The sequence below is a fragment of the Kordia sp. genome, from assembly GCF_050633145.1.
Lineage (GTDB): Bacteria > Bacteroidota > Bacteroidia > Flavobacteriales > Flavobacteriaceae > Kordia.
Genome location: NZ_JBOEFY010000024.1, coordinates 76898 through 102510 on the forward strand (window position 1 = coordinate 76898; position 25613 = coordinate 102510).

Consider the following 25613-nt stretch of genomic DNA (forward strand, 5'->3'; position numbering starts at 1 on the left):
AAAACAAAGAATAAGTAAACACACCTTTTGAATGAGCAAACGAGTGTATATGTTATTAATCGAAAAAATAGATAAAGTTGCAATTAAATAGTTCAATTCTTGAAACTTCATTAACTTTACAAACCTATTGATAAGCTATAATAATTTAAAAAGTTTCCCCAAATGATGCGAGCAATATATAAATTCATTTACTTCAAACTTATGGGTTGGAAGGTTAATGGTTCATTTTCCAAAGAAGTGAAAAAGCAAGTCATTGCAGTTGCTCCACATACAAGTTGGCATGATTTCTACGTTGGTTTAATGATTCGCAGTATTACCAAAACAAAAATTAATTATGTAGCAAAAAAAGCGCTATTTCGTTTTCCGTTTGGATGGTATTTTCGTTGGACAGGTGGCGCACCAATAGACAGAACACCAGGTCAAAACAAAGTACAAGCTATAGCAGCCGTATTTAAAGGAAAAGAAGAGTTTAGACTTGCGCTAGCACCAGAAGGAACGCGCAAACTTGTGAACGAACTTCGTACAGGTTTTTATTACATCGCGAAAGAAGCTAAAGTTCCTATCACATTGGTAGCCTTTGATTTTGGAAGAAAGGAAATCAAAATTGATAAGTTATTTTACCCAACAGACGATATGAAAGCGGACTTCGCTTATATCTATAAGTTTTTTGAAGGTGTTGTTGGAAAAGTTCCTGAAAAAAGTTTTGGCTATAAAGCTTAACGATGATCCCAAGAAGCTTCATCATCTTTATTACTTGGTGATAAACCTAAAACTTCGCCAGCAGTAGTTACGCCTAAACCTAACACAGTTCTGTTAGCATAATTAAAGTAAGCAACTACTTGGTTGACTTCCAATATTTCGCCATCGTCATAACCGAAACTGCGAAGTATATCAATATCATCGCGTGTCAAATCTGCGGCAGCGAACGTTAACTTTTGAGCATAATTTACTAACGACATTTCTTTTTCAGATAAAATACTAGCCAACGTGTTATTTTCAATATGTTGTTTGATTGCGTCTGCCTTTGCATCATCGTTTAAAAAACGTTTCATGCCTGCAAAATGATGTTCATAACAATAATCACATTTATTGATGAAACTCGTGTAGGTGCCTAATAATTCTAAAAACCAATTTGGAAATGTATTGTTGGAATGGTGTAACGTATTTTTGTATAAACTCATGTGTCCCGTCAGCGTGTGCGGACGCAAACTGTGAATTCCCAAAACATTATCAATCTGATTGTTTGGACCTTTTATTTTGTTGTAAATCGATTTAAGTTTTCCTGTAGCTTTGTCAAACGGAATAATGTGTATCCAACTCATGAATTATATTTTTCTTTTTTTAAGTTTAATTTCTTTCGGTTTCTCTTTTTCCTGTCCAATAGCGCCTGGAAACGATAAATTAGTACTTGAATATATAGTTCCAAAGGTGTAATTGGCATTGTATACTTGTGCGATGGCATCAATTACTTGTGCATCTGAAAGTTCTTTTAAAGGATGAATGAACACAGACCAAAGAACATCATCAGAAATGGCGTATTTCACATCTAAAGCTGTGTGGAAGTTTGCTGTTAAACAATTTCTAAGCATCTTCTCGTCTACATTTGAAACTTCTGTGATTGGCGAAATGATGCGCATTCGGTTATTGGTTGAATCGGTCAAACAAATAAACAATTTATCATTAATTGCAAAGCGCCAATTTCCTGCTTGTCCTTGAATGGTATCAGCATGTTTTGTTAACAATTTTCCTAGTTTGGTATTGTCCATATTTTGTGCAGATAGCCAACTGAAACTCAACATAAAAACGGTAATCACAAGTATTTTTTTCATCGGATTGGTTTTAAGATATAAGATTCAGTCGAACGAAAATATAAAAACAAACAAAGAAACTACTGTTAGCAATGTAAAATGATAAATAATTGTGAGTTCGATGTAAGAAATTGCTAAGTATAACTATTGAATCTAATAAAATTAACAGTTGTCACTTCGAGCGCAGTCGAGAAGCTTTGAAATTATTTTGTTTTTATTTAATCTCGACTGCGCTCGATTCGACATTTTTTGCTAAAATATTAATGTTTAGTTTATAATAGACATGTCTATGTTGGGTTTCTACTAAATTTCACAATCAAATTTGCTTATGAAAATTATTTGTGTAATTTTGACGCTAAATAAATAATATAAAAAGTGAAGCCAATACTAAAATATGGAATTGTAGGATTTAGCAGAAATCAATTTGACGAAAAAGCTGCGTATAAGATTTTACAAGACGAATTTCAGAAAATAAAAGAAGAACATGCAGATGTAACTATTGAAATTGTAAGTGGTTATACAAATTCTGGTGTTCCTAAAATTGCATATGAATTGGCTGATAAATTCGGTTTTGTAACGGTTGGTTTTTCAGCAAAGCAAGCGTTACGTGTACGAAGTGGCGTATATCCTGTAAAGAAGAAAATTATCATTGGAAATCGATTTGGAGACGAATCTGAAGATTTTGTTCGCTATATAGATGCCTTGATACGAGTTGGTGGAGGAAAGCAAAGTAGACATGAAACCGAATTATTCAAAACACTTCATACAAACAAACCAATCGATTCTATTTTAAAAGAATTTGAAATAGATTGGTATGGGAAATAATCAAAACCCCAAATAATTTGCAAACAGGTTCAAAATATAAACTTCATATTTCTGATCTGAAATTTTAATGCAGAAAACGTCTTAATATCTTCACTAAAAGCAACATTTTCAAAATAAAAAAATCGTTTTATTTTAAGTTTCTGACTGTGAATTCATTTGTAAGTATTTGATTATTAGTGTATTTTTTTGTACTTTTAGAAGTAATCAGATTTTAAGATTCCCGAGATTTGATTGTGTTTAAAATAGAAAACTCTCTTCCTGTATCGCACGTAAATCGTTATAAATGTCATTTGAAACGTGTGTTGACACCTCACAATTATGAAAAATGGTGAATTGAATTTTAAACACCAAGTAAAACTAAAAAATACATTCCGAGCTTTAATTATATTCTGTAACTGCGTAGTGAGTTGGATGCCAACCTCGTTCTATCTAAAGGATAGAAAATAACCAAAAAACCATGAAAAAAATAATAAAAAACTTACCAGTGATTGTTCTTGCGTTAGCCTTTTTGCTAACTGGCTGCACCAGTGATCAAACAGCAACAAATTCAGATGATGAAAATACAGCAAAATTTAAGTTACCTACAATAGATGCCGATTGGGTAGAAATTGGATACATAAAAGATGGAATGCCATACCTAACTTTCGATACCAAAAAAGCGTTGAATACACTCAGCGGAAACATGAAAAAACATGCCAATATCAACGAAAAGTATACAAGTGTGTATGTTGCAGCTATTGGTGAGGATTATAATTTAATGTTTGAAGGGGAAACATATCGTACCTCATTTTATGCAAAAATCATAAAATCACCCGGGAAATTGGCGTCAGGAGCTTCGCATGCAATCGTAGCTTCACGTAAAATAACCTGTACAACTACCGATTGTTCCCATGAATCTACAGGGTGTGCGGTGAAATATGATCGTGATAACCACGATTTACCATATTGTTCTCCTTGTGCAAATGGAGGGGAATGTACTAAAACAGATATTAGTAATACTGATGCAGTAGCAGTAGGCGTATTCTAATTCAAAATAAAAATACCCGTGAACTGATTCCTGAAAATGGAATTAAAAAGAGACTGTCTTAAAATAGTTTAAGGCAGTCTTTTTTGTGTGAATTATTCGTCGATTAAAATCTCTAACAACTGAATGGCAGCTTCGCTAATTTTGGTTCCAGGACCGAAAACGGCAACTGCACCAGCTTCAAATAAGAAATCATAATCTTGATGTGGAATTACACCACCAACAATAACCATAATATCTTCACGACCGTATTTCTTTAATTCGGCAATTACTTGCGGAACCAAGGTTTTATGTCCAGCAGCTAAAGAAGAAACACCTAAAATGTGAACATCGTTTTCCATAGCTTGTTTGGCAGCTTCGGCAGGTGTTTGAAACAATGGTCCAATATCTACATCAAAACCAACATCCGCATATCCTGTGGCAACTACTTTTGCACCACGATCGTGTCCGTCTTGTCCCATCTTTGCGATCATAATTCGCGGTTGACGACCTTCTAACTCTGCAAATTTTGCGGCCAATTCTTTTGCTTTCTGAAACGAACTATCGTCTTTAATTTCTTTGCTATACACACCTGAAAATGATTTGATTTGTGCTTTGTATCTTCCGAAAATGGTTTCTAGTGCATCCGAGATTTCCCCCAGAGTTGCACGTTTACGAGCTGCATCAACTGCTAAAGCTAATAAGTTTTCTTCTCCGGATTTTCCAGCTGCAGTTAGTTTGTTTAATGCTTCTGTAACTTCTGAAGCATTTCGGTTCTTTTTCAATTCGTCCAAACGTGCCAATTGCGCATTTCGAACGGTTTGATTATCTACTTCTAATATATGTAAAGGATCTTCTTTTTCTAATCTGTATTTATTGACACCAACAATTACATCTTGTCCAGAGTCAATTCGTGCTTGTTTACGTGCCGCAGCTTCTTCAATGCGCATCTTAGGAATTCCAGCTTCAATAGCTTTGGTCATTCCACCAAGTTCTTCTACTTCTTCAATAAGTTGCATTGCTTTATTCGCGATTTCATGCGTCAATTTCTCCACATAATAACTTCCTGCCCAAGGATCAACCGTTTTGGTGATTTTGGTTTCTTCTTGCAAGTAAATTTGTGTATTACGTGCAATTCGTGCAGAAAAGTCAGTTGGTAACGCAATGGCTTCATCCAAGGCATTGGTATGTAAACTTTGTGTGCCGCCAAAAGCAGCCGCTGCCGCTTCAATACAGGTTCTTGCAACGTTATTAAACGGATCTTGTTCCGTTAAACTCCAACCACTTGTTTGACAATGCGTACGCAAGGATAATGATTTTGAATTCTTTGGATTGAATTGTTTTACCAATTTTGCCCACAACATTCTTGCGGCTCTCATTTTGGCAATTTCCATAAAATGATTCATTCCAATTGCCCAGAAAAAAGAAAGGCGAGGAGCAAAGGTGTCAATATCCATTCCTGCTGCAAGTCCTTTTCGAATGTATTCCAAACCATCTGCTAAGGTATATGCAAGCTCAATATCGCAGGTTGCGCCAGCTTCTTGCATGTGATATCCAGAAATACTGATACTGTTGAATTTTGGCATGTTTGCCGATGTATATTCAAAAATATCAGAGATAATTTTCATCGATGGTGTTGGCGGATAAATATAGGTATTACGCACCATGAATTCTTTTAGAATGTCATTCTGAATTGTTCCAGCTAATTTTTCAGGCAATACACCTTGTTCTTCAGCAGCCACAATATAAAATGCCATAATTGGTAAAACGGCGCCATTCATTGTCATGGAAACAGACATTTTATCTAATGGGATTTGATCGAAAAGAATCTTCATATCTTCTACCGAATCAATAGCAACTCCTGCTTTTCCAACATCACCAACAACACGTTCATGATCGCTGTCATAGCCACGATGTGTTGCTAAATCGAATGCAACCGATAATCCTTTTTGTCCTGCTGCTAAGTTTCTTCTGTAAAAGGCATTGCTCTCTTCAGCGGTAGAAAATCCTGCGTATTGCCGAATGGTCCAAGGTCTGCGAACGTACATTGTTGAATATGGACCGCGAAGATTTGGCGCAATTCCAGCAACAAAATCAAGGTGCTCTATATTTTGAATGTCTTCTTTGCTATACGAAGTTTTTACTTCAATATCTTCTGCTGTAGTAAATGGGGCAGAAGCTTCTGATTTTTCAAACGTTTTCGTAACGCTGTCAAGTGTGATATGTTGAAGATTTTTTCTGCTCATTTTATAATCTGATTTTTTGAACGTACGAATCAAAATCATACGCTTTTTTCGAATTGAAGCCTAGTACAAATGTTTTCCCGTTTCTGTTTATCACATAAAAGTAGGTGTAAAATTGTGCGTCTTCGCCAGTTAATAAGTCGGTTCCTTTATATAAAAAGATGGCTCTAAAAATTCGATCATGTCCTTTTTTTATAATTCCTGCTCGGCTAAAAGAACTTTCTAAACCTAATATTCGCCCATTTGCTTTGTGTTGTCTGTTGAGTAGTTTAAGCAACATTTGTGAAACTGATTGATCAATTCTAATGTATGGAATTGACATATACGTAATATCGAGTTCTAGATCTTCACTTCGCATGACATAGGTGTTTTCAATACCATATTTCATGTTTAAATAGCGAGCACGTTCCGCTTCTCGAATTCTAGAATCTTCAATAGTATTGATAAATTCCTTGTATTCATTAATGGAAAATAGTTTTACTTTTTCTGGTACAAAAAGATAAATATTTTCAGTTTCTAAGTGAATATATTTTCCAGGTACATCTGTGTAAGATACTGATTTGCCTTTGTCGTTTCCACATTGAATGAAGAAAAAACTGAGTATGATAATGTAGATAGCTCTATTCATTCTTAAGTCGTTCTTTTTCTATTTTAGTTGCCAAGCGTCTTACACCAATTGGAATGACTACTACCTTTTGAACTTCATCTTTTGAAAAAGGTGTAATTTCCAAATCGTGTTTCATACGATCTTCTGGATTTGGATATTTATTAGTTCCTAGCAGTACTTCTTTTCCTTCGTCAAATAATGCTTGCTCTTTGGCGTCACTTTCTTTGATTTTACGTCGGATGGTGTCTGCTTTTAGCTGATGTAGAAATCCGCCATTGGCTTCAATATCTTTGAAAAGAATCAAGGCTTTTTCGGCTAATTGCTGTGTGATACTTTCTATATAATACGATCCTTCTGTAGGATTGTCTGTTTTGTCAAAATAACTTTCGTCTTTTAAAATACGTAACTGATTTCTTGAAATACGATCGCCAAATTCATTTGCAGTATGATACAATGCATCGTACGGAAGATTGTACACAAAATCTGCACCACCTAAAACGGCGCTCATACATTCTGTCGTTGTTCGTAACATGTTTACATTATAATCATACAATGTTTTGTTACGTTTTGAAGGCGAAGCAATCACAATGCAATCTTGGTTTACATTGTATTCTTTTGCCAACACACTCCATAAATGACGTAGTGCTCTTAGTTTGGCAATTTCAAAGAAATAATGTGTACCAACCGTTACGTTAAACGTGATTGTATTTGTAATGTTTGTACCAAAATGATTTAAGTATTCATTGGCATGTGCGAGTGCGTATGCAAGTTGTTGCACCATTGTTGCGCCAGCATTTTGATAAATATCTATGCGAATAGTCAATGCACTTTTAAAACCATCAAACTTTAAGATTTGTCCTAACGCTTCATGATCTTTTGTAAGATTGTCAAACCAATTTCCTGTGGAAGCTAAGTTTCCTATCAAATCAACTCCAATGGTGATGTTTGCAGCGTTTTCTTTCGCGAAAGCGTGAATACTAGAACAATACGAAACCGATAAAAAGTCCATCTCAATGTGAATAGGAACTGTTTGTACATCAATATCGACAAGCATTTCAGAAATAGAAACTTGCTCGTTTGCAATGCGTAAAACAACACTTTCTGCACCTCTTGCCAACACATCTTTAATCATAGAATTTGCTTCGATAGCATTTGTAACTACAATGTGTTGTGTAATTTTCCAATTGGTTGTTTTTGTTGCGATAGATTGCGTAGCACCAAAATTTTCACTGTGATAAAAAGGTGTAATATCTATACCTTCGTGCGTTGCTGTCACTAAGGTTTGATTATAATCAGCACCTTTTAAATCGACTTGTATTTTTTGTTTCCATTGTGCCGCAGAAACAGCATCAAATTCGTGAAATAATGATTTACTCATTGGTGTTTGTTTTTAGGCTATCCTCGTATTCTATAATGTAAATGACTTCATTTTCTCTTTTCATAAAAAAGTGTTCGCGGGCAAATTTTTCAAGTTCTTCAAAGCTTGAAAATTTTAGAATACTCTTATTATCTTTTCCAGCGGCTTGTTGCAAGTTTGCTTTTTGTTCTTCTAAAAGTTCAATTTGCTTGTTAAGCTCTCGATGTGTAAAAAACCATGAATTTGCATCTAAAAATAGCATCCATACAATAAATATTGCTGAAATGATGATGTATATATTTTTGAATATAGATAATTTCATACTTAGATGCGTGATACTAGGGTTTTACTACTGTAAATGTACTAAATATTAGGATAATCGTTCACTAATAATTGTTCGTACAATATCTACGGCTACCGTATTGTATCGATTGTTTGGAATTATGATATCTGCAAACTCCTTTGTAGGCTCAATAAACTGTTCGTGCATTGGCTTCAACGTGTTTTGATATCTGGCTAATACTTCGTCAATATCGCGTCCACGTTGTGTAATATCTCGTTTTATTCTTCGGATTAAACGTTCGTCTGAATCTGCATGAACAAATATTTTGATGTCACACATTTTACGTAGCTCAGGATTTGTTAAAATTAAAATTCCTTCCACAATCATTACTTTTCTTGGTAATGTGTGAATGGTATCGCCTGTACGATTGTGTTTTACAAACGAATACACAGGTTGATCTATTTCGTTTCCTTTTTTTAATTCTTTTAAATGTTCACACAATAAATCAAAATCAATAGACCGTGGGTGATCGAAGTTGATTTTTGTACGCTGTTCGTAATTTAAGTGTGAAGTATCGTTATAGTAAGAGTCTTGTGAGATGACTCCAACTTCATTTTCGGGTAATTGTTTTATAATTTCGTTTACTACTGTGGTTTTTCCACTTCCAGTTCCTCCGCCAATACCTATAATGAGCATATATTTCGTGTTTTTTTAGATGCTGCAAAATTAAGTAAATTATTCAATGAATTTATTTTTTAAAAATAAATAGTTTTTGCTTTTGTGTTTCGATAAAAGCCTTATATTTGCAATCCAATTTTGGATAACCTATTCGGGGTGTAGCGTAGCCCGGTTATCGCGCCGCGTTTGGGACGCGGAGGTCGCAGGTTCGAATCCTGCCACCCCGACAAATAAAAAGTCTTGCCTTTGGCAGGACTTTTTTTGTATGCATATATGTTGAGCTTGCTCAAAAATATATGCATACAAAAAAAGGACTAAGCTCGCATGGCGAGTTAAGACTTTAAAATTTGCAGCGACCTCATACTCAGGATCACGCAGTAATCCTAAAAATTGCAATAATTAGGCTTGCTCAAAAATATATGCATACAAAAAAAGGACTAAGCTCGCATGGCGAGTTAAGACTTTACATTTGCAGCGACCTCATACTCAGGATCACGCAGTAATCCTAAAATTTGCAATAATTAGGCTTGCTCAAAAATATATGCATACAAAAAAAGGACTAAACTCGCATGGCGAGTTAAGACTTTAAAATTTGCAACGACTCCATACTCAGGATCACGTAGTAATCCTAACTTTTACTATCTAATAGCTAAAAAAAATTTAGTTCAACCTAAAATATTGAGCTCTTTTATTTGTTGCGGTTTTAAATTCGATAAATTCTCTTGGAAACCCATTTGAACGTTGTATGAGTTCAATGGCCTTTCCTGAATCTACATTAACAATCATATATTGCCCGTTTCCTCGATTTATAATATTCCATTCGAAACCATATTCTTTGATGATAGGAGCATCTTTGTGACGTTCAATTTCTTGTTCTCCAAGATCACCCTTTAAATAATTCCATTCATCCTTACTTGATAATTTTCTTACTTTGATTAGATAGGTGTTGCGTAGTGTCTTTTGAAAACTAAATAATGTACTTTTATCGTTGTTATTGCAAAACCCTAATTCATTATGTCCAGTTGCGTCAGAAGTCCATACATATCCTAAACATATTTGTTTATTATTCACTACAGATGATATTTTAAAGCTTCTATTTTCTAGCGGATCGTTTTTGATTTTAATCTGTTGTTTGGCGTCAAAATACCAAAGTCCATTTGCCGTTTTTCCTTCTTGCCATTTGGAAACGAAAAAGTCATTATTTTTTGAATCGTAAAATAAGGTGTCATCAATTCTATATTTTTCTTGTTTCATACCTATGTTTATTATTTTATAATAGCCATCGGTTTGCTGTGTAATTTCCCATTGTTGAAACGTATCATTTTTATTATTGTTGGCAAGAATTACATTTCCTTTATTATCATTTGCAGCAGCAAGCGACCAAAATTTTCCATTGATGAATACTTGCAACAGAAACGTATTGTTTCCAATAGAGCGAACATGCCAATCTGTATTGGTAGCATTCATTGCAAATTTCTTCGAATTCATGTTGTATCCGCCTAACGTATTTTTAGAACTAATTTTATTGGAAATTTTAGCGAAGTGTTTATTTTTCCAAACTTTTGAAAAACTGTTTTTACTTTGCGTTACAAAATCCATACTTGGTGTAGGTTTTGCTTGTTTTCCAGGTTGATCTACAGTAAATTTCCTAGTAGTTGACCATTGTCCATACGCGCCATTTACGATGGGTCTTACTTTCCAACTCCAACCTAATAATTCGGCACTTGTTCTATGATTTCGTTGTACTAATTTATATTCTGATGTTGAAACCGTTTTTCGAAATGATTTTCCAGCATTGGAAGGATGTGACACAAGAATTTCATATTGCTGTGCGTTTGGAGTATCTGTCCAATCAAAATTCCAACTGTATTTTGTACTGTTATTTTCTTGTCCGTTTGCTAAGGTTGCATTTGTTTGTGGTGAATTTAGTGTCACGATTGCAGGCGTAGGTTTTGAATCTTTAAAATACAAAGTATTCGGTTTGCTCCATTTTCCCCAAGTATTTCCAACTTTTGCACGAACCCACCATCCCCAAGCATCTTTTGCCAACGACGCATCAATAGCTTTTGTCAAGGTGAAATTATAATAGTTTTCGTTGAATAACGAATTTAAAAGTTTGTCCTTTTTGTTTTTGTGCTCTACATATAATTGATATTGAGTAGCATTTGGAACTTTTTCCCAGCTAAACTTAATTATAACTCCTTTTTTATTTTCTATAACTTGTCCTGTAACTGGGGAAATTAACTTTGGTTGTTTGGTTATGTTTACTGGACTTGGCGTAGGTTTTATAGATTTTTGTGGAATAAATTTAAACATCGCATTGGAAAGTCCGTTAACACTTTTTTGTTTAATTGTACTTCCAATAGGATAACCTGCATCTACAACCAATGATTTATTGCTGTGCTTTGCATTGATATAATAATGTCCATTACCTGTGGCAAGATTTAGTTTGAATTTTTGATTTTCAACATTTGCCATATCCCATACTTGTAGTATGGAATAATCTTCTCTACTTCCGCCGCGAATATCAAATACTTTATTATGTTGTTTGGATCTAATTATATAAAAACCATTTCCAACTTCTTCAAACCTAAAAAGTTGATTGTTTTGATTTGTTCGCTTAGCCAAAGTTATTGCAATACCATTATTTTCATACGGTGCTTGCACTTGTAATACATGATTTTTTTGATAACTTTCAATAATATACCATTGTCCTTTTGTAACAGGATTTTGGGCATATACTTGTATAGAAATTATGCAAAATAGTAGCGTAAAGCAATAGCGTTTTAACGTATGTGAAAATGTGATCATCGGGAAAATTTAAATATTCGGTGTTGTAAATATAGAGTTATATATTTTCAAAAACGTTGCCAATTTTATGATTTCCAGTGTTTTTTTATGTTTTATTTTTTAAAATAGAATGTTTAATAGCTCACATTTAGTCAATATTTAGAGATTCATTTATATTTGTTAAAACACTAACTATAACTACACATGAACTCACGATTATTTATATACGCATTTGTAATTGCTACTTTTTTTGCCTGTGGACAGAAAGAAAAGAAAGCAGATACAACTTCAAATGCTTCAGAGAAAACAAATACTTCTACTGAAACTGAGGAAGAAAAAGAAATAAATAAAGATGTTATAAAAGTATTGACAATTGATGATAAGATTGTATCAATTAAAGCAACCTTTTCAAAGGTTGAAAAACTGGTTCCCGCTTTAGATAAAAAACTAGTTAAAGAAGATGTTGGAGGCGGATTTACAGAGTTAGAAGGATATTTTAATCCAGACATTCCAGTTAAAGTAAAGAATTCTGAAATGGGAGAACATGGTTCTATGATAACTACATACTACTTTAAAGACAATAAATTATTTTTTGTGTTTGAGCAGGAATTCAGTGAAGCTTCTATGAGAGGACCATTTACTAATAAAGAAAAGCGCTATTATATGTATGATGGTGAATTGATTCGTGTTCTGGAAAAAGAAAAAACTGTGAAATCAGGAGAAATAGATATGTCTAAAGTTCAAAATATAGACATAACCGATCAATGGAAATCGAAAGCTGATGTGGTTACTAATTTGAAAAAAGCTGCACGTGATGTATGTGAGAGGATTGGCAAGGTGAAAACAATCAGATTGGATAACGGACGTTGGATTAGTACAGACGATGCAAATTCGGGAGTAGAGATTAAAGATGGAAAATTTATCATGTTTTATAAAAGCGGAGATAAAATCATTAATACTGTTCATTCTTATGGATTGACTGAAAAAGATGGTATAGAGTATCTAAATTTACTGGATGATTCAGGTGAAGAATCGGTCTATGGATTATTGGAATATTCAGAGGAAAGCATGGTATTAAGTTATTTGAATCGTGGAAGTACATTAACCTATCGCAAAGAAAAATAATAAAATGATTCACGAAGGAACACAAGCTTTACAGAAAAGTGGTAGTTATTATCATTTAGTTGTTTCGGCTGATATTGTGAATCAGTATGAAAAAAAACGTGCTACACGATTGATTTGTACTATTGATGATAAAGTTAGGCTGCAATGTGGACTAAATCATTTAGGAAATGGTGATTTTTATATTATGCTCGCCAAAAAGTATATTAAAGAAATTGGCAAAGAAGCTGGTGAAACAATCTCATACAAATTAGAACTCGATCCGAATCCACTTGGCGTAGCTATTCCAGAAGTTTTAGAAGTGTTCTTAGCACAAGATCCTGACGGAGAAGCCATTTTTAATAAATTAACCGACGGACGAAAACGCACTTTAATTTTTAGTGTATTACGCATCAAAAATGTAGATAAGCAAGTAGAAACGATCCTAAAATTTTTACAAACAGAACACGAAAAACAACGTGCTAAGAAAAGTAGTTGGTAACAATATACTAGCTTTGAATACTTATATTCATATATGACCGAATTTACAGAACGTTATAAAGAATTAACAAATGAAGAATTGCTCGATATCTTAGCAAATGCATCAAGTTATCAGCCTATTGCTGTTAAAACAGCCAAAAATGAATTGCTAACTCGTGGAATACAAGATGATCAATTGGATGAATTGATTGTTCAAAATAAAAAAGAAACTGAGCAAAAACAAAAGTTTCAACAACAACGAAGAAAAGCACAAAAGGCTGAAATGAAAGCTTTTTTTGATCCGATAAACCCTTTCCTAAAAGGATTAGAATTACATGAGCGTCAAATTCGTATTTTAAGTTGGATTTTTATAGCATTGGCAATATATACGTTGTACAACAATTTTTCATTGATGGGACTTTATTTTGAAGATATGTTCAATGGAGAAATAGGATTGTATTCAATAGAAGATCTACTAGAAATCTTTGCAATAGTTATTGGAGCTATTTTATTTTGGAAACGAATGAAATTTGGTTGGGTTTTGACTACATTTTATATATCGTGTATAATTGGAAGTTTTGTTCTTTCACTTATACATACTATGACTGGATCTATACATAAGTTTAATAAAATGATTGATGATTTTATGACTGCTGATACTAGTCTTATCCTTTCATTGATGCTTTTAGTAACTTCTTTTATAGTCGTTTTTTATATTTTACTAAAAAGAAATGTAAGAATTACTTTTAGCATTAAAAGTGCTGAAGCTAAACTAACATTATTTATCGCATTCATATTACAAGTGATAATGTGGCTGCCAATATTTATTCATTAATCTAATGAAGTCAATACTGTATTTACCGAAGCTAAAAGTTCTTCTTCGTTGGAGTCTGTTTTAGAAATGATTTTAATTCCTTTTAAAAAATAGATGTTTTCCTATATATTTAGTGTTGGGATTTTAGCAACTATTCTTCATTTATTCTATTTAAAACCGCTCCTAGTTCTCCTTGTATATATTCTGAAATGTTTGGTTGATTTAAAGTGTAAATCATATAAACTTGCACCATGGGATGAAATCTTCCAATTGTTTCCAAAGACCATGAAACAGCACTTCCAATAGCGTATTTTATCAATGCTTCTTGAGGTAATTTTTTTGCTTCTTCCTCACTAATATCCTTTTTATAATAAAGTGCTGAAATGATTTTTTCTATATTTTCATATTTCCCATTGGCAAAAAATAAACTCCATAACATGTCTAATTCTGAAGGATGACTGATTTCTTTTTCCAATGGATTGTAAAATTCGTCTCTAAACTCGTGGAGAATTTTTAATTCTTCTTCAGAAAACCCTAAAGTATCTACAGCTGTATACTTAGAACGCGCCAGTAAAATAATCAATCCATTTCGTTGTAATCTTGAAAATTTATCTGCTTTTAAAAGCGACTTAATTTCATTGACAAGAAATAAAGAATTATTTAGTGCTTCAACATAAAATAAAATACTTGCGTCACTATTGAGAGTATCGTTTTCTTCTAAGCCTTTAAAATAATATGAAATTAATGCTGTCGGTTTTGGGTCTAAATAATAATTTTGACGCCATTCTTCTAATTCGGATGTTGGTTTTTGTAATAAATTCGGTTGACTTTTAAGGAACGTAAGTTCTTGCTTAATGACTATCTTTTCTTCTTCTGAATTGGTATCATCTAGAGAAAGAATAAGATTATAAACACCTTCTTCATCTTCTTCAGTAAACTTAAATGTAAGCAGTTCTGGAAAAAGAATAAAACCGATTTTTTCTTCTAAATCACCTAGTAAAACTTTATCAATTGAATTTGGTAAAACTTTACCTGTGCTACTATTTTCGAGAGAACAATTTATCTTTAAGTTGATTTTTCCGTCTTTAATTTCATATTTTCCTAGCAAAATTAATGCTTGAAATTCCTGATTTGGTAGTAAATCGTTTATCCCTGAAAATTTAGGAGTTGTAATTCCTTTTGTCATTTCCCATTGATCTTCAATAAAAGTACTTAGGGTTGGGATGAGTATCGTTTCTTGATTCATAGTTGCTTATTCTTTTTTTTACTGATGTACAACGTATGTATAAAAGGAACTCCTATTATTTTAAAGAGGATTTAATCTGTTTTTTTCTATACATTTAACGTATGGCTAAAACTACAATAATCTTACCCAAAGTCAAAGTTGCCCAGAAAGATTTAATCTTAATCAACGCCAGTTTATAAGTAGTTATGAATATAAATTTAGGTACTTTAACCTAGTAAGGTTAATACAGTATCTACCGAAGCTAAGAGTTCTTCTTCGTTGGAATCTGTTTTAGAAATGATTTTTAATCCATTTAAAAAAGTGTGTAGGAGTGAAGCAATATTTTTGATGTTTTTATCTGCTGAGATTTCTCCAGAGTTTACGCCTTTTTTTAAGAAATCTTCAAAAACACCAGTCATAAAAGCTTTGTTTTCCTGAATTACCATGAGCATTTCCTCATCGTTTGGCACTAACTCAGTTGTTACATTAATTACAAAGCATCCTTTGCGCTCTGCGTCACAAGCAGCTTCTGAAATACCTTGTTGAAAAAGTCTTCGAAAACCTTCTTTGACACTTTCTTGACTTTCTAAAAATGCTTGTAACTGTTTTCTATTCACAGTTCTGTAGTGCGCAAAAGCACTATCAAATAATTCTTTTTTTCCACCATAAGTATCATAAATACTTGCACGGTTGATGCCTAAGTAATTCACCAAATCCTGCATGGAAGTCGCGTGAAAACCATTTCGCCAAAACAAACACATCGCTTTGTTCAGCGTTTCTTCTTCATTAAATTTCTTTACTCTTGGCATACACTAAAAAATTGTAGAGACGGTAAAAACCATCTCTACAAAAATACATATTTCTAATTAACTTTATCCATTAGCTTAACAACGGATTCACATTCATTCCACCATCAACGTTATATTCACTTCCTGTAATGAATGAAGCTTCATCGGAAGCTAAGAAAGCGACTAAGTTTGCAACATCTTCAGGTTGTCCAAATCGTTTTAATGGAATACGTTCTTGCATTGCTTGTGCTAAACCGTTCAATTGTTCTTCTGGCATTCCCGTTTTCCCAAAAATAGGAGTTTCTACTGGTCCAGGATTTACAGCGTTGACGCGAATTTTTCTTGGAGCCAATTCTGTAGCAGCTGTTCTAGTATATGAATTTAAAGCAGCTTTTGTTGCTGCATAAATCGCTGTGTTTGGCATTCCTGTATAGGCATTAATTGAAGATAAATTAATGATAGATGCACCATCATTCAAAATTGGTAAAAACTTTTCTGTGGTAAACACGGCACCTTTAAAGTTAATTCCAAACTGTGTATCATACACTTCTTCTGTAATTTGACCAACAGGAGCTGGCGTAAAAATTCCTGCGTTTACAAAAAGAACATCTACATTTCCATGCGATTCTTTTACTTCATTTACTAAATTATCTATCGCATCTAATGATGTTACATCAGCGACAATTCCTCTAACACCTAATTCTGAAGCAGCTTTAGCTACACGTTCTTCCGATCTACCGGTAATGATAACATTGGCACCTTGCGCTTTTAATTTTGCAGCAGAAGCATAACCGATTCCACTGTTTCCACCTGTAACTACTGCTGTTTTTCCTTGTAATGTATTCATATTTTATTTCTCTTTTAAGTTTAAAATTTATTTTAGAACGATCGTTCCGAATACAAATATATAAATAACAGAACGATCATTCCAAATAAAAAAGTGGTTATTTTTTCACTACATTTGAAATACTATTTTTAAATCACTAAAAATTAGATAGCTAATGACACCAAATTCTTTTGTTAAAACACTGACACTTATTCATTCTGTATTAATTATGGGGTTAGTAACCTTTGCGGGAGTTTCACTTTATTTAGGTAATGGCGAAATAAATTTTGATTTTAACACAGAAGATACTTTTCTGATTATTCTTCCTGTTTTAGCAATTACTGCCTTAGTTCTAAGCCGAATTATTCCTCAAAAACTATTAGAGAGTACTAAGGAAACGCAGGATTTAAGAAAAATACTCACACAATACCAAACAGCTTCTATTATAAAATATGCATTGATTGAAGGTCCAGCATTGATAGGTATTGTAATGTTTATGAGCACTAGTAATGCAGCCTTTTTAGCAATTTCTGGAGTATTAATTATCTATTTATTACTACAAAAACCTACAAAAACAAAAATTGAGAACGAATTAAAGTTGCGTGGAGAACCCAGAAATCAGTTTATGAAATATGATGAGAAGATTGATTAGTTTTCTATGAATACACCACTCGAAAAACTTCCATCCTGTTTAGCAAAAGTTAAAAAAGAACTGTACGATCCTTGCAATTTCAATTTTTCAAACTTTCGTTTAGATGAAGAAAGTGCAGCATACGAAGCATGTTCATTTCAATTAAAAACTTCTCAAATAATTTGTAGAGCGGCAAAAATTACTCCTAAAAAGATTGGACAATTTGTTACGATATGGAAACGAAACTCGGAAGGAGTCACTGCGCCTTTTCATGAATTAGATACTTTTGATTTTATTGTAATTAATGTTCAAAAGGAGGAACAATTCGGTCAGTTTATATTTCCAAAATCAATGCTCATTCAAAAGCGAATTGTAGCGACAGTAACCAAAGATGGAAAACGTGGAATTCGTGTATATCCATCTTGGGACACACCAACAAGTAAACAAGCTATAAAAACACAGGCTTGGCAATTGCAGTATTTTCTACCAATTGAAGCAGCGCTAAATGATTTAAAAGAAGTAAATCGGTTATATTTTTAAAGATTTCTTAATTCCATGCAACCTTCACACTATTTTCTTGTCGATATATTATAAGTTGACTTAAAATATTTAGAATGAAAGATAGAATCATTGGAATTGATGTTGCGCGCGCACTTGCCATTATTGGGATGATTCTCGTGAATTTTAAAATGATTTTTGGACAAGAAGGAACAAGTTGGTTACAAAACTTTACAGCACTATTTGAAGGGAAAGCAGCGGCTTTGTTTGTTGTCTTAGCCGGAGTTGGCATAGCTTTTATGACCAATTCAGCAGTGAAAAATGATGATGTGACTAAATTGCGTCAAGTGCGAAAAAGAATTTTTAAAAGAGCAATCTTATTATTTGTCATCGGATTATCATACATCATGATTTGGCCCGCAGATATTCTTCATTTCTACGGAATATACATGCTGTTTACACTATTGTTTCTCAGACTAGAACCAATAATTTCGTTGCTATTTGCTGTTGGAATTGTTGTATTATATCCAGTTTTAATGTTTTTTATATGGTATGATCTTGGTTGGGATTTTAGCGATTATTCTTATGCAGATTTCTGGACGTTTGGCGGTTTTTTTAGAAACTTATTCTATAACGGATTTCATCCAGTATTTCCTTGGGTTGCTTTTATGTTGCTCGGTTTATGGTTTGGAAGACAAGATTTAAATAATGAAAAATTTATAAAGAGAATCTTTTTTATTTGCTTGGGAATAGCAATTTCAATAAAGTTACTTTCAATGGCTTTGCTAGCTTTTCTATCAGAAGGCAATGAAATTATTCTCACAGAATTAGCGCAGGTATTAGACACAAGTCCAATGCCACCTTTACCAATATATATGTTCTCAGCAAGCAGTATTGCCCTGTGTGTCATTTGCAGTTGTATTTGGATTGCTAAGCGAATGCAACATGGTTTAGTTATTAAGGCATTACAAAGCACAGGGCAATTAGCATTCACTTTTTATGTAGCACATATTGTGATTGGTGTCGGATTGATGGAAGTAATTTCTTCAACAAGTCTCGGAAGTTTTTCCATTACATTTTCGGTTGTATATGCAATTATTTTTAGTGCAGTTTGTATTGTATTTGCTACAATTTGGATGCACTATAAAAAAATTGGTCCTTTAGAATGGATTTTACGAAAATTGACAACTTAAAAATACAGCATAAAAAAACACTGTTCATTGAATAACGAACAGTGTTTCATGCTTAAAAAAGTAATGATTATTTCTTCTTTTTCATACAGTTTAAAGTTTCTTTCACTACAAACCATGAGAAACACACAATTCCAGCAGAGAAGACAACATCACCAATAATTCGCAACCATTTTAAAGTTTGAACGGTTGGAGTATATAATAATTCAGCATCTCTAGCATACGAATATCCTTCATTAATTGATGTATATGCTTGAATGATTCCGACAGGTAATAAACTTAAAACAACCATAAGTGTCAACCCAATATTTAAAAACCAGAAAGCATTTTTAATTAATTTTTCATTCCACAACCTTGTAGAATAAAAACGTAGACAGATTAAAATAAAGCCCATTCCAAGCAGTCCGTATACACCAAACAATGCAGTATGTGCGTGAACGGCAGTTGTATTTAATCCTTGAATATAATACAATGCAATTGGCGGATTGATTAAGAATCCAAATACACCTGCGCCAACCATATTCCAAAAAGCAACCGCTATAAAGAAAAATATAGGCCATTTGTAACGTTGAATCCATTCGTTTTCTTTGAGCAGGTTCCAGTTTTCTCTAATTTCAAATCCCATCAATGTCAACGGAACTACTTCCAAGGCACTAAATGTAGCTCCCAATGCAATTGCTTGTACAGGCGTTCCAGAGTAATACAAATGGTGTAACGTTCCTATAATTCCACCAGTTAAAAAGATACTTGCAGATGCAATTGCCGTTTTACCAGCAGTTTTCATAGAAATCACTTTCATTCGTGAAAATATATAGGCAATAATTACGGTAGCAAAGACTTCAAAGAAACCTTCTACCCATAAGTGAACAAGCCACCAACGCCAATAATTAATTACAGGAAGCGAACTGTTTTCGCCATACATTAATCCTGAAAAGAAAAACATTCCAATCGCTACGACGGCAATTAATAAGATGATCAATAAATGTTTAGATTCGTCTTTTTTACGAATTCCATACAGCACATGTCTTCCAACCATAACAACCCATAAAACCAATCCAATTCCTAAGAGTATTTGCCAGAAACGACCTAAATCCATATACTCATATCCTTGATGTCCAAAGAAGAAATTGGTAGTCAAATCTAAAAATTGATGAATTCCTAACCATTCTCCAAGCATAGATCCTACTACAATAATAAGCAATGCAACAAACAGAAAGTTAATTCCAAATACTTGATATTTCATTTCTCTATTGCTAATCATTGGTGCTAAAAATAGTCCTGTAGCCAGCCAAGTTGCCGCAATCCAAAAAATGGCTAATTGCGTATGCCAAGTTCGTGTAACGGAATAGGGGAGAATTTCAGACAGATTAAATCCAAAAAATGCTTGTCCTTCAACAGTGTAGTGTACGGTAATGATTCCGAGCACTACTTGTAAAACAATCAATAAGGTAATGACTAAGAAATATTTTAAGACTGCTTTTTGTGATCTAAATAGCGTTAGATTTTTTAGAGGATCTAATTTCGCTTTGGTAACAGCTTCTCCCTTTTCATGATTACGAATGTAGTAATACGTCAAAATTCCGATAAATAGAATTAATAGAATCACTGAGAAACCTGACCAAATTTGAGAATCTGCAGTAATTGTATTATCAATCAAAGGTTCATGTGGCCAATTGGAAGTATAGGTATACTCTTTATCAGGTCTGTTGGTACTGGCTGCCCAGGAAGTCCAAAATAGAAAAGCATTTAGTTTGCGTAACTTCTCTTTGTCTGTAAGTGCTCCTTTTTGAATGGCATATTGTTCATGACCTTCTGAGAAAATGTTACTATAATGTGCCGCGTTTTTTGCAATAGCTAATTGTCGTTCTTTTGACAGCGTTATTGTTTTGCTTGATGGATCAAAAGTGTTTGTCTTTACATCTTTGACCAATCGTGCTTTAATTGCCGCTTGTTTTTCTTCGTCTAAATCATCATACGGAAGATGGAAATCTTGTTGCGACCAATGATTTAATAAAAAAACGGCTTCCTTATGAATCCAATCGGCTGACCAATCGGGCGCCACATAACTTCCGTGTCCCCAAATAGAACCGACTTCCATTCCTCCAATGGATTCCCAAATATTTTGTCCTTCTTGAATATCTGCTTTCGTAAATATAACTTCCTGGCTACCTTTTACGGTGACCAGATCAGGAATTGGTGGTTGTGTTTGATAAATTTCTGTTCCTACCCAAATTAAGGCGATAAATGAGAGGACAACTACAGAGATAAATCCTATCCAAATTTTCTTCATTACTATTTATTATTTAATGTTTGTTCAGTTTCTATGGCTCTTTTAAAGAGAATATTATTTTCTAGGTGAATGTGTTTGTGTAAATCTTCTTCGAAATCTTTTAGTAATGAAAACGCAACTTTATACGAGTTACAGGCATCATTTGGCGGCGTATAATTATTTGAAAGTGCTGCAATTTTTCTAAAACGTTCGCCTTCATCATCATGTTCGTGATGCATCATGTTTATTGGATTTTCAATACTTCCAAATGGAGGTTTTGCAAGCTCAGTTTGCTCTTTCTTTGCTTTTGCAATTTTTTTGATAAAGGGAAAAAGAATAAGTTCTTCTTTCTTCATGTGCTTGGTTAAATCGCCAGCACTTTCATTGAATAGCGTTTGAATTTCTAGTAATTCAGGATGTTTTTCTCCGTGTACTTTACAAATTTTATTCAGGTATAATTGAATCTCAGGAATTTGTTTTTCTACATACGTATGATGATTTTGATAAATATAATCTGTCATAAAATCGAGTTCCCAATTTTGATAATCTTCTCGATGTGAAGTATCGGTAACAGTCATTAAAATTTCAGATAGTAGTTTTTCCCAATCCAATTCTTTTTCGGCAGAAACTTCTGTAATCGTTCTATTTCCGTTACAGCAAAAATCGATGTTATGATTTTTAAAAACGGCTGCTGTTTTATAGTTGTCAGCAACAATATCGCTTACTAAGGTGTGTTTGTTAATATTCATATGTATTGTTTTTAATGTGCTTTTGTTTTATAAAATATAAAAAGACCTTTTTATCCTTTATTGTTTTAAATTTTTTTATGTTTTCAACCAGAAGATGTTCTTTTTACTATCCGTAAACAAAATATCATGTAAGGTGTTTTCTTCTAACATTTTCTTTAAATTATTTCTAATCTCTATAAATTTAAAGTGAAGTGGGCAAGGAGATTTTTCATCACATTGTTTCAATCCTAAACCACAACCTGTATAAATTTTGTCTCCATCCAAAATGTTTACAATTTCACTCAACGTAATTTCTTTTAAGCGATGTTCTTCAATCATAAATCCGCCATACGGACCTTTAATAGAAGTAACAATATGATTTCGTGTAAGTACTTGTAAAATTTTAGCAGTGAATGCTTCAGGAGAGTTTATAGCACTTGCAATAGTCTTCAGTCCAACCTTCGTTTGTGAAGTTGATTGTTCTGCTATAAAAATAACAGCACGTAAACCATATTCGCAAGATTTTGAAAACATACTCATAGTATTATGCGGCAAAGATATAAACTATTTTTTATAAAAGATAAACTTATCCGTTATAAAATTTTAATCTTATGTTTTAGTGTTAGATATTAGCCATTCTGAAAACTCAATGTAAACGTCGTCAAACCATTTTCAGATTTAAAGAAAATATTTCCGTCATGCGCTTCTACAATACTTTTGGTTAAGGTTAACCCAATTCCTGAACCGTCTTTTCGCGTCGTAAAATAAGGAACAAAAATATTGTTTTTAATTTTTTGAGAGATTCCAATTCCGTTGTCAGAAACGCTTAAGTGCACACGTTTGTTATCAGTACTTAAATTCACTGTTATTGTAGCATTTTCGGCTTCTTTAAGCGCGTACAAACAGTTTGAAATTAAATTAATAACAACTTGTTCCAACTGCTGTTTATCAGCTAATAACTGAATGTTTTCTTCATGTTGAAAGTTGAGTTGAATGCTTTTTTCTTTGAATTCCTGCGCAAATAATTCAAGTGTTTGTTGTACAGTTTCTGTGAGATTGATTTCTTTTTTGTCTGGCAATGGCAATTCTGATAACTGACGATAGGTATTCACAAAATTGTTTAAGTGTAACGAACGCTTTTTGATGATTTTTAAACCTTGCGATAATTCTTCCAACGTATCTTCATCAGGTTCATCTTGAAGTAGTGAATCTAAGTTTTCTGCCAAACTGCTAATTGGCGTGATCGTATTGATGATTTCGTGCGACATCACCGTCATTAATTTATACCAAGATTCTTTTTCTTTCTTATCAATCAACTGTTGAATGGTTTCCATCGTTACCATCAAATATTCGTATTCGTTGGTATGTGTCAAGGAAGTTTTTAAGAAAAATGATTCTACTTGATCGTTGACGGTCAACGAGATGGTGTGTTTTACACGTTTCCAAGGAGTTGCATCAATAATATTCACCAAAGGCGTAATTTTATCTTTCAAAAGGTTCCAATTGTAAAACTTCGGAATCTGAAAGAAATCTACAAAAGCTTTATTCAACTGAAATACTTCAATCTTTTCATTTGTATCCTTCCGGAGAATTAACACGCCAATGGTTAAACTTTCAATAATATTAGTGAATATAACTTGCTCTGATGTATGCTGCTGACTTTGCGTTCGGTATTTTTCTTGAAGTTTTGCTGTTTTAGCATGTAAATTGTTATGTTGCTTTTCAGCAGAAATTTTATTCGAGAAATCGTCGTGTAGTAAACAATCTATCGTTTTTTCAATATCGAGAAAGAGCTTTTTTAAATAATCAAAACACAAAAACACTTGAAAAAATAATAACAATGTAAAACCGATTCCATTGACGATAAATCCGCTTTGAAAAAAGTAATAAATAAAGACGGCATTCAATGCAATAAGCAACATACGAATGCAAAGTTGTATGTATATTTTTTTACTCATTTAGAGTTGGTGTTTTTCAAGTCGTCTGTACAAAGCAGCACGTGTAAGACCTAAATCTTTTGCGGCTTTGGAAATATTTCCATGATGTTTGTCCAATGCTTGTTGAATCAATATTTTTTCAGTTTCCTCTAAATTAAGCGTTACAGGTGTATTTGTAGCAACTTTACGTGCAGAAAAGTGTAAATCTTCGGCTTCGATGCTTGTATTTTCTGTAATAATAACGGCGCGTTCTATAATATGTTCAAGTTCGCGAATATTTCCTGGCCAATTGTAATTTTTCAATGCTGTAATAGCGCTACTAGAAATAGAAGTAAGTTGTTTTCGATACCGTTGATTCAACTTTTTTAAGAAGTGATTCGCCAATACTTCCACATCTTCCGTACGATCACGCAAAGGCGGCAATTGTAATTCGATGGTATTAATTCGGAATAATAAATCTTGTCGGAACGTTTGTTCGTTTACCATTTCATGAATCGGTGCGTTGGTTGCACAAATAATTCGCGCATCAATAGTACGTTCATTTCCTTCGCCCAAACGCGTTACTTTTCTATTTTGAATCACCGTCAATAATTTGGATTGAAGGTGTAATGGTAAGTTTCCAATTTCATCCAAAAAAATAGTCCCGCCAGCTGCCAATTCAAAACGTCCGAGTGTATCTTTTTGCGCATCCGTAAAGGCACCTTTTGCATATCCGAACAATTCACTTTCAAACAAATTTTCATTCAAAGCGCCTAAATCGACATGTATAAACGGATGATTTTTACGATCTGACTGCAAATGAATTTCTTTGGCAAACACATATTTTCCAGTTCCGTTTTCGCCTAAAATCAACACATTTGCATCTGTTGGAGCTACTTTTTGAACTAGATTGATCGCTTTTTTCATAGCAACCGACTTTCCAATAATATGTTCTGTTTGTTGATGAAAATCTTTATCGAGTTGTTTTTGTACCGTTTCTAGTTGTGTTGTTTTTCGTTTTGAACGTGCCAATTCCACACCAGCATTTACTATACTATATAGCTTTTCGGTATTCCAAGGTTTCAGGATAAAATCGGTTGCTCCTTGTTTAATAGCTTCTACTGCCAAGTTCACGCTTCCAAAAGCTGTCATAAGAATTACGGTAGTTTCAGGACTTATTTGCTTCACATGTTGCAACCAATACAAACCTTCTTTTCCATCTTCAAAGCCAATGCGGTAATTCATATCCAACACCACTACATCAAAGGTTTGTGAAGTAATATAATTACTAATTTTCTTAGGATTGTTTGTCGTGATGATTTCAGTAAAATATTTCTTCAAACTGATTCGTGCCGAAAACAAAATATCGTCATCATCATCTACAATTAATATGGAAGCTTCCTTTTTTCTCATAGTACATAGTTAGTAAGATGTTTGATAATGAACAAGAAAATGTTCGAAAATGAACACTTCTAAAAACGACTAATTAATTAAAGTGTTGATTATTAGCTTTTTATGTAATTGTTTTTTCATGGCGCAAGAATGGCATTCTA

At 33.3% G+C, this 25613-nt stretch carries 25 protein-coding genes and 1 tRNA gene; 10 read left to right on the plus strand and 16 right to left on the minus strand.

Translation table 11 applies throughout. The features are described 5' to 3' along the window. The first annotated feature begins 165 nt into the window (after window positions 1–165). Window positions 166–720: a 1-acyl-sn-glycerol-3-phosphate acyltransferase gene (locus ACRBBL_RS12520; RefSeq protein ID WP_431369487.1), complete on the plus strand. Its 555-nt coding sequence runs from the start codon at window positions 166–168 to the stop codon at window positions 718–720. Here the strand turns inward: ACRBBL_RS12520 and ACRBBL_RS12525 are convergent. Together ACRBBL_RS12525 and ACRBBL_RS12530 are read right to left on the minus strand one after the other, a co-directional pair. Then, on the minus strand, window positions 717–1322 hold the full coding sequence (locus tag ACRBBL_RS12525; protein WP_431369399.1) for a peroxidase-related enzyme: 606 nt from the start codon (window positions 1320–1322) through the stop codon (window positions 717–719). The genes ACRBBL_RS12520 and ACRBBL_RS12525 overlap by 4 nt on opposite strands. Window positions 1323–1325: 3 nt before the next feature. Continuing rightward, window positions 1326–1829 (minus strand): hypothetical protein, encoded by a 504-nt coding sequence (locus ACRBBL_RS12530; RefSeq protein WP_431369400.1) that lies wholly within the window; start codon window positions 1827–1829, stop codon window positions 1326–1328. A 354-nt stretch (window positions 1830–2183) separates the two neighbouring features. Between ACRBBL_RS12530 and ACRBBL_RS12535 the strand changes: the two genes are divergently transcribed. Further along, a complete protein-coding gene (locus ACRBBL_RS12535; protein WP_431369401.1) occupies window positions 2184–2633 on the plus strand; it encodes a hypothetical protein in 450 nt (149 codons plus the stop codon). Between the two features lie 457 nt (window positions 2634–3090). Further along, the gene (locus tag ACRBBL_RS12540) at window positions 3091–3660 is read left to right on the plus strand and encodes a hypothetical protein (protein WP_431369402.1); all 570 of its coding nucleotides are present in this window, start codon (window positions 3091–3093) and stop codon (window positions 3658–3660) included. 92 nt (window positions 3661–3752) lie between these two features. Here the strand turns inward: ACRBBL_RS12540 and scpA are convergent, their stop codons facing one another. Genes scpA through udk form a run of 5 tightly spaced genes read right to left on the minus strand, consistent with a single transcriptional unit; the run spans window position 3753 to window position 8822 of the window. Beyond that, entirely contained in the window at window positions 3753–5882 is a 2130-nt protein-coding gene (gene scpA, locus ACRBBL_RS12545; RefSeq protein WP_431369403.1) for a methylmalonyl-CoA mutase, read from the minus strand. Between the two features lies 1 nt (window position 5883). Further along, window positions 5884–6507, minus strand: coding sequence for a hypothetical protein (locus ACRBBL_RS12550; RefSeq protein ID WP_431369404.1), 624 nt, complete (start codon window positions 6505–6507; stop codon window positions 5884–5886). Further along, window positions 6500–7864, minus strand: coding sequence for a methylmalonyl-CoA mutase subunit beta (locus ACRBBL_RS12555; protein ID WP_431369405.1), 1365 nt, complete (start codon window positions 7862–7864; stop codon window positions 6500–6502). The genes ACRBBL_RS12550 and ACRBBL_RS12555 overlap by 8 nt, the downstream gene beginning before the upstream one ends. Next, window positions 7857–8165: an FtsB family cell division protein gene (locus tag ACRBBL_RS12560; protein ID WP_431369406.1), complete on the minus strand. Its 309-nt coding sequence runs from the start codon at window positions 8163–8165 to the stop codon at window positions 7857–7859. Before ACRBBL_RS12560 ends, ACRBBL_RS12555 begins: the two co-directional genes overlap by 8 nt. A 48-nt stretch (window positions 8166–8213) precedes the next feature. Continuing rightward, window positions 8214–8822 carry a uridine kinase gene (udk, locus tag ACRBBL_RS12565; RefSeq protein ID WP_431369407.1) on the minus strand — a complete coding sequence of 203 codons (609 nt, stop codon included), beginning with the start codon at window positions 8820–8822 and terminating at the stop codon, window positions 8214–8216. 134 nt (window positions 8823–8956) lie between these two features. On the opposite strand from udk, the gene ACRBBL_RS12570 reads away from it, so the two are divergent. Continuing rightward, window positions 8957–9031: transfer RNA gene (locus tag ACRBBL_RS12570), tRNA-Pro, on the plus strand. Window positions 9032–9464: 433 nt separating this feature from the next. Here the strand turns inward: ACRBBL_RS12570 and ACRBBL_RS12575 are convergent. Further along, a complete protein-coding gene (locus ACRBBL_RS12575; protein WP_431369408.1) occupies window positions 9465–11615 on the minus strand; it encodes an RICIN domain-containing protein in 2151 nt (716 codons plus the stop codon). A gap of 183 nt (window positions 11616–11798) precedes the next feature. On the opposite strand from ACRBBL_RS12575, the gene ACRBBL_RS12580 reads away from it, so the two are divergent. Genes ACRBBL_RS12580 through ACRBBL_RS12590 form a run of 3 tightly spaced genes read left to right on the plus strand, consistent with a single transcriptional unit; the run spans window position 11799 to window position 14010 of the window. After that, window positions 11799–12719 (plus strand): hypothetical protein, encoded by a 921-nt coding sequence (locus tag ACRBBL_RS12580; RefSeq protein WP_431369409.1) that lies wholly within the window; start codon window positions 11799–11801, stop codon window positions 12717–12719. Window positions 12720–12723: 4 nt separating this feature from the next. After that, complete coding sequence (locus tag ACRBBL_RS12585) at window positions 12724–13197, plus strand: DUF1905 domain-containing protein (protein ID WP_431369410.1); 474 nt, start codon at window positions 12724–12726, stop codon at window positions 13195–13197. Window positions 13198–13230: 33 nt separating this feature from the next. After that, window positions 13231–14010, plus strand: a complete 780-nt coding sequence (locus ACRBBL_RS12590) for a hypothetical protein (RefSeq protein ID WP_431369411.1) — start codon at window positions 13231–13233, stop codon at window positions 14008–14010. A 130-nt stretch (window positions 14011–14140) separates the two neighbouring features. Here the strand turns inward: ACRBBL_RS12590 and ACRBBL_RS12595 are convergent, their stop codons facing one another. From ACRBBL_RS12595 to ACRBBL_RS12605, 3 genes are all read right to left on the minus strand, one after another. After that, window positions 14141–15235, minus strand: coding sequence for a hypothetical protein (locus ACRBBL_RS12595; protein WP_431369412.1), 1095 nt, complete (start codon window positions 15233–15235; stop codon window positions 14141–14143). Window positions 15236–15441: 206 nt separating this feature from the next. Continuing rightward, window positions 15442–16023, minus strand: a complete 582-nt coding sequence (locus ACRBBL_RS12600) for a TetR/AcrR family transcriptional regulator (RefSeq protein WP_431369413.1) — start codon at window positions 16021–16023, stop codon at window positions 15442–15444. A 70-nt stretch (window positions 16024–16093) separates the two neighbouring features. Next, window positions 16094–16849 (minus strand): SDR family NAD(P)-dependent oxidoreductase, encoded by a 756-nt coding sequence (locus tag ACRBBL_RS12605; RefSeq protein ID WP_431369414.1) that lies wholly within the window; start codon window positions 16847–16849, stop codon window positions 16094–16096. A 154-nt stretch (window positions 16850–17003) separates the two neighbouring features. On the opposite strand from ACRBBL_RS12605, the gene ACRBBL_RS12610 reads away from it, so the two are divergent. From ACRBBL_RS12610 to ACRBBL_RS12620, 3 genes are all read left to right on the plus strand, one after another. Next, a complete protein-coding gene (locus ACRBBL_RS12610; RefSeq protein WP_431369415.1) occupies window positions 17004–17480 on the plus strand; it encodes a hypothetical protein in 477 nt (158 codons plus the stop codon). Between the two features lie 6 nt (window positions 17481–17486). Continuing rightward, window positions 17487–17999 carry a MepB family protein gene (locus ACRBBL_RS12615; protein ID WP_431369416.1) on the plus strand — a complete coding sequence of 171 codons (513 nt, stop codon included), beginning with the start codon at window positions 17487–17489 and terminating at the stop codon, window positions 17997–17999. Window positions 18000–18073: 74 nt separating this feature from the next. Continuing rightward, on the plus strand, window positions 18074–19150 hold the full coding sequence (locus tag ACRBBL_RS12620; RefSeq protein ID WP_431369417.1) for a DUF418 domain-containing protein: 1077 nt from the start codon (window positions 18074–18076) through the stop codon (window positions 19148–19150). A 67-nt stretch (window positions 19151–19217) separates the two neighbouring features. Here ACRBBL_RS12620 and ACRBBL_RS12625 read toward each other — a convergent pair whose 3' ends face one another. From ACRBBL_RS12625 to ACRBBL_RS12645, 5 genes are all read right to left on the minus strand, one after another. Next, window positions 19218–21437 (minus strand): nitric-oxide reductase large subunit, encoded by a 2220-nt coding sequence (locus ACRBBL_RS12625; RefSeq protein WP_431369418.1) that lies wholly within the window; start codon window positions 21435–21437, stop codon window positions 19218–19220. Between the two features lie 2 nt (window positions 21438–21439). Further along, window positions 21440–22165 carry an iron-sulfur cluster repair di-iron protein gene (ric, locus tag ACRBBL_RS12630; protein WP_431369419.1) on the minus strand — a complete coding sequence of 242 codons (726 nt, stop codon included), beginning with the start codon at window positions 22163–22165 and terminating at the stop codon, window positions 21440–21442. Window positions 22166–22240: 75 nt separating this feature from the next. Beyond that, window positions 22241–22678, minus strand: a complete 438-nt coding sequence (locus tag ACRBBL_RS12635) for an RrF2 family transcriptional regulator (RefSeq protein ID WP_431369420.1) — start codon at window positions 22676–22678, stop codon at window positions 22241–22243. A 95-nt stretch (window positions 22679–22773) separates the two neighbouring features. Beyond that, complete coding sequence (locus tag ACRBBL_RS12640; RefSeq protein ID WP_431369421.1) at window positions 22774–24102, minus strand: sensor histidine kinase; 1329 nt, start codon at window positions 24100–24102, stop codon at window positions 22774–22776. Continuing rightward, window positions 24103–25473, minus strand: a complete 1371-nt coding sequence (locus ACRBBL_RS12645; RefSeq protein WP_431369422.1) for a sigma-54-dependent transcriptional regulator — start codon at window positions 25471–25473, stop codon at window positions 24103–24105. Between the last annotated feature and the right edge of the window lie 140 nt (window positions 25474–25613).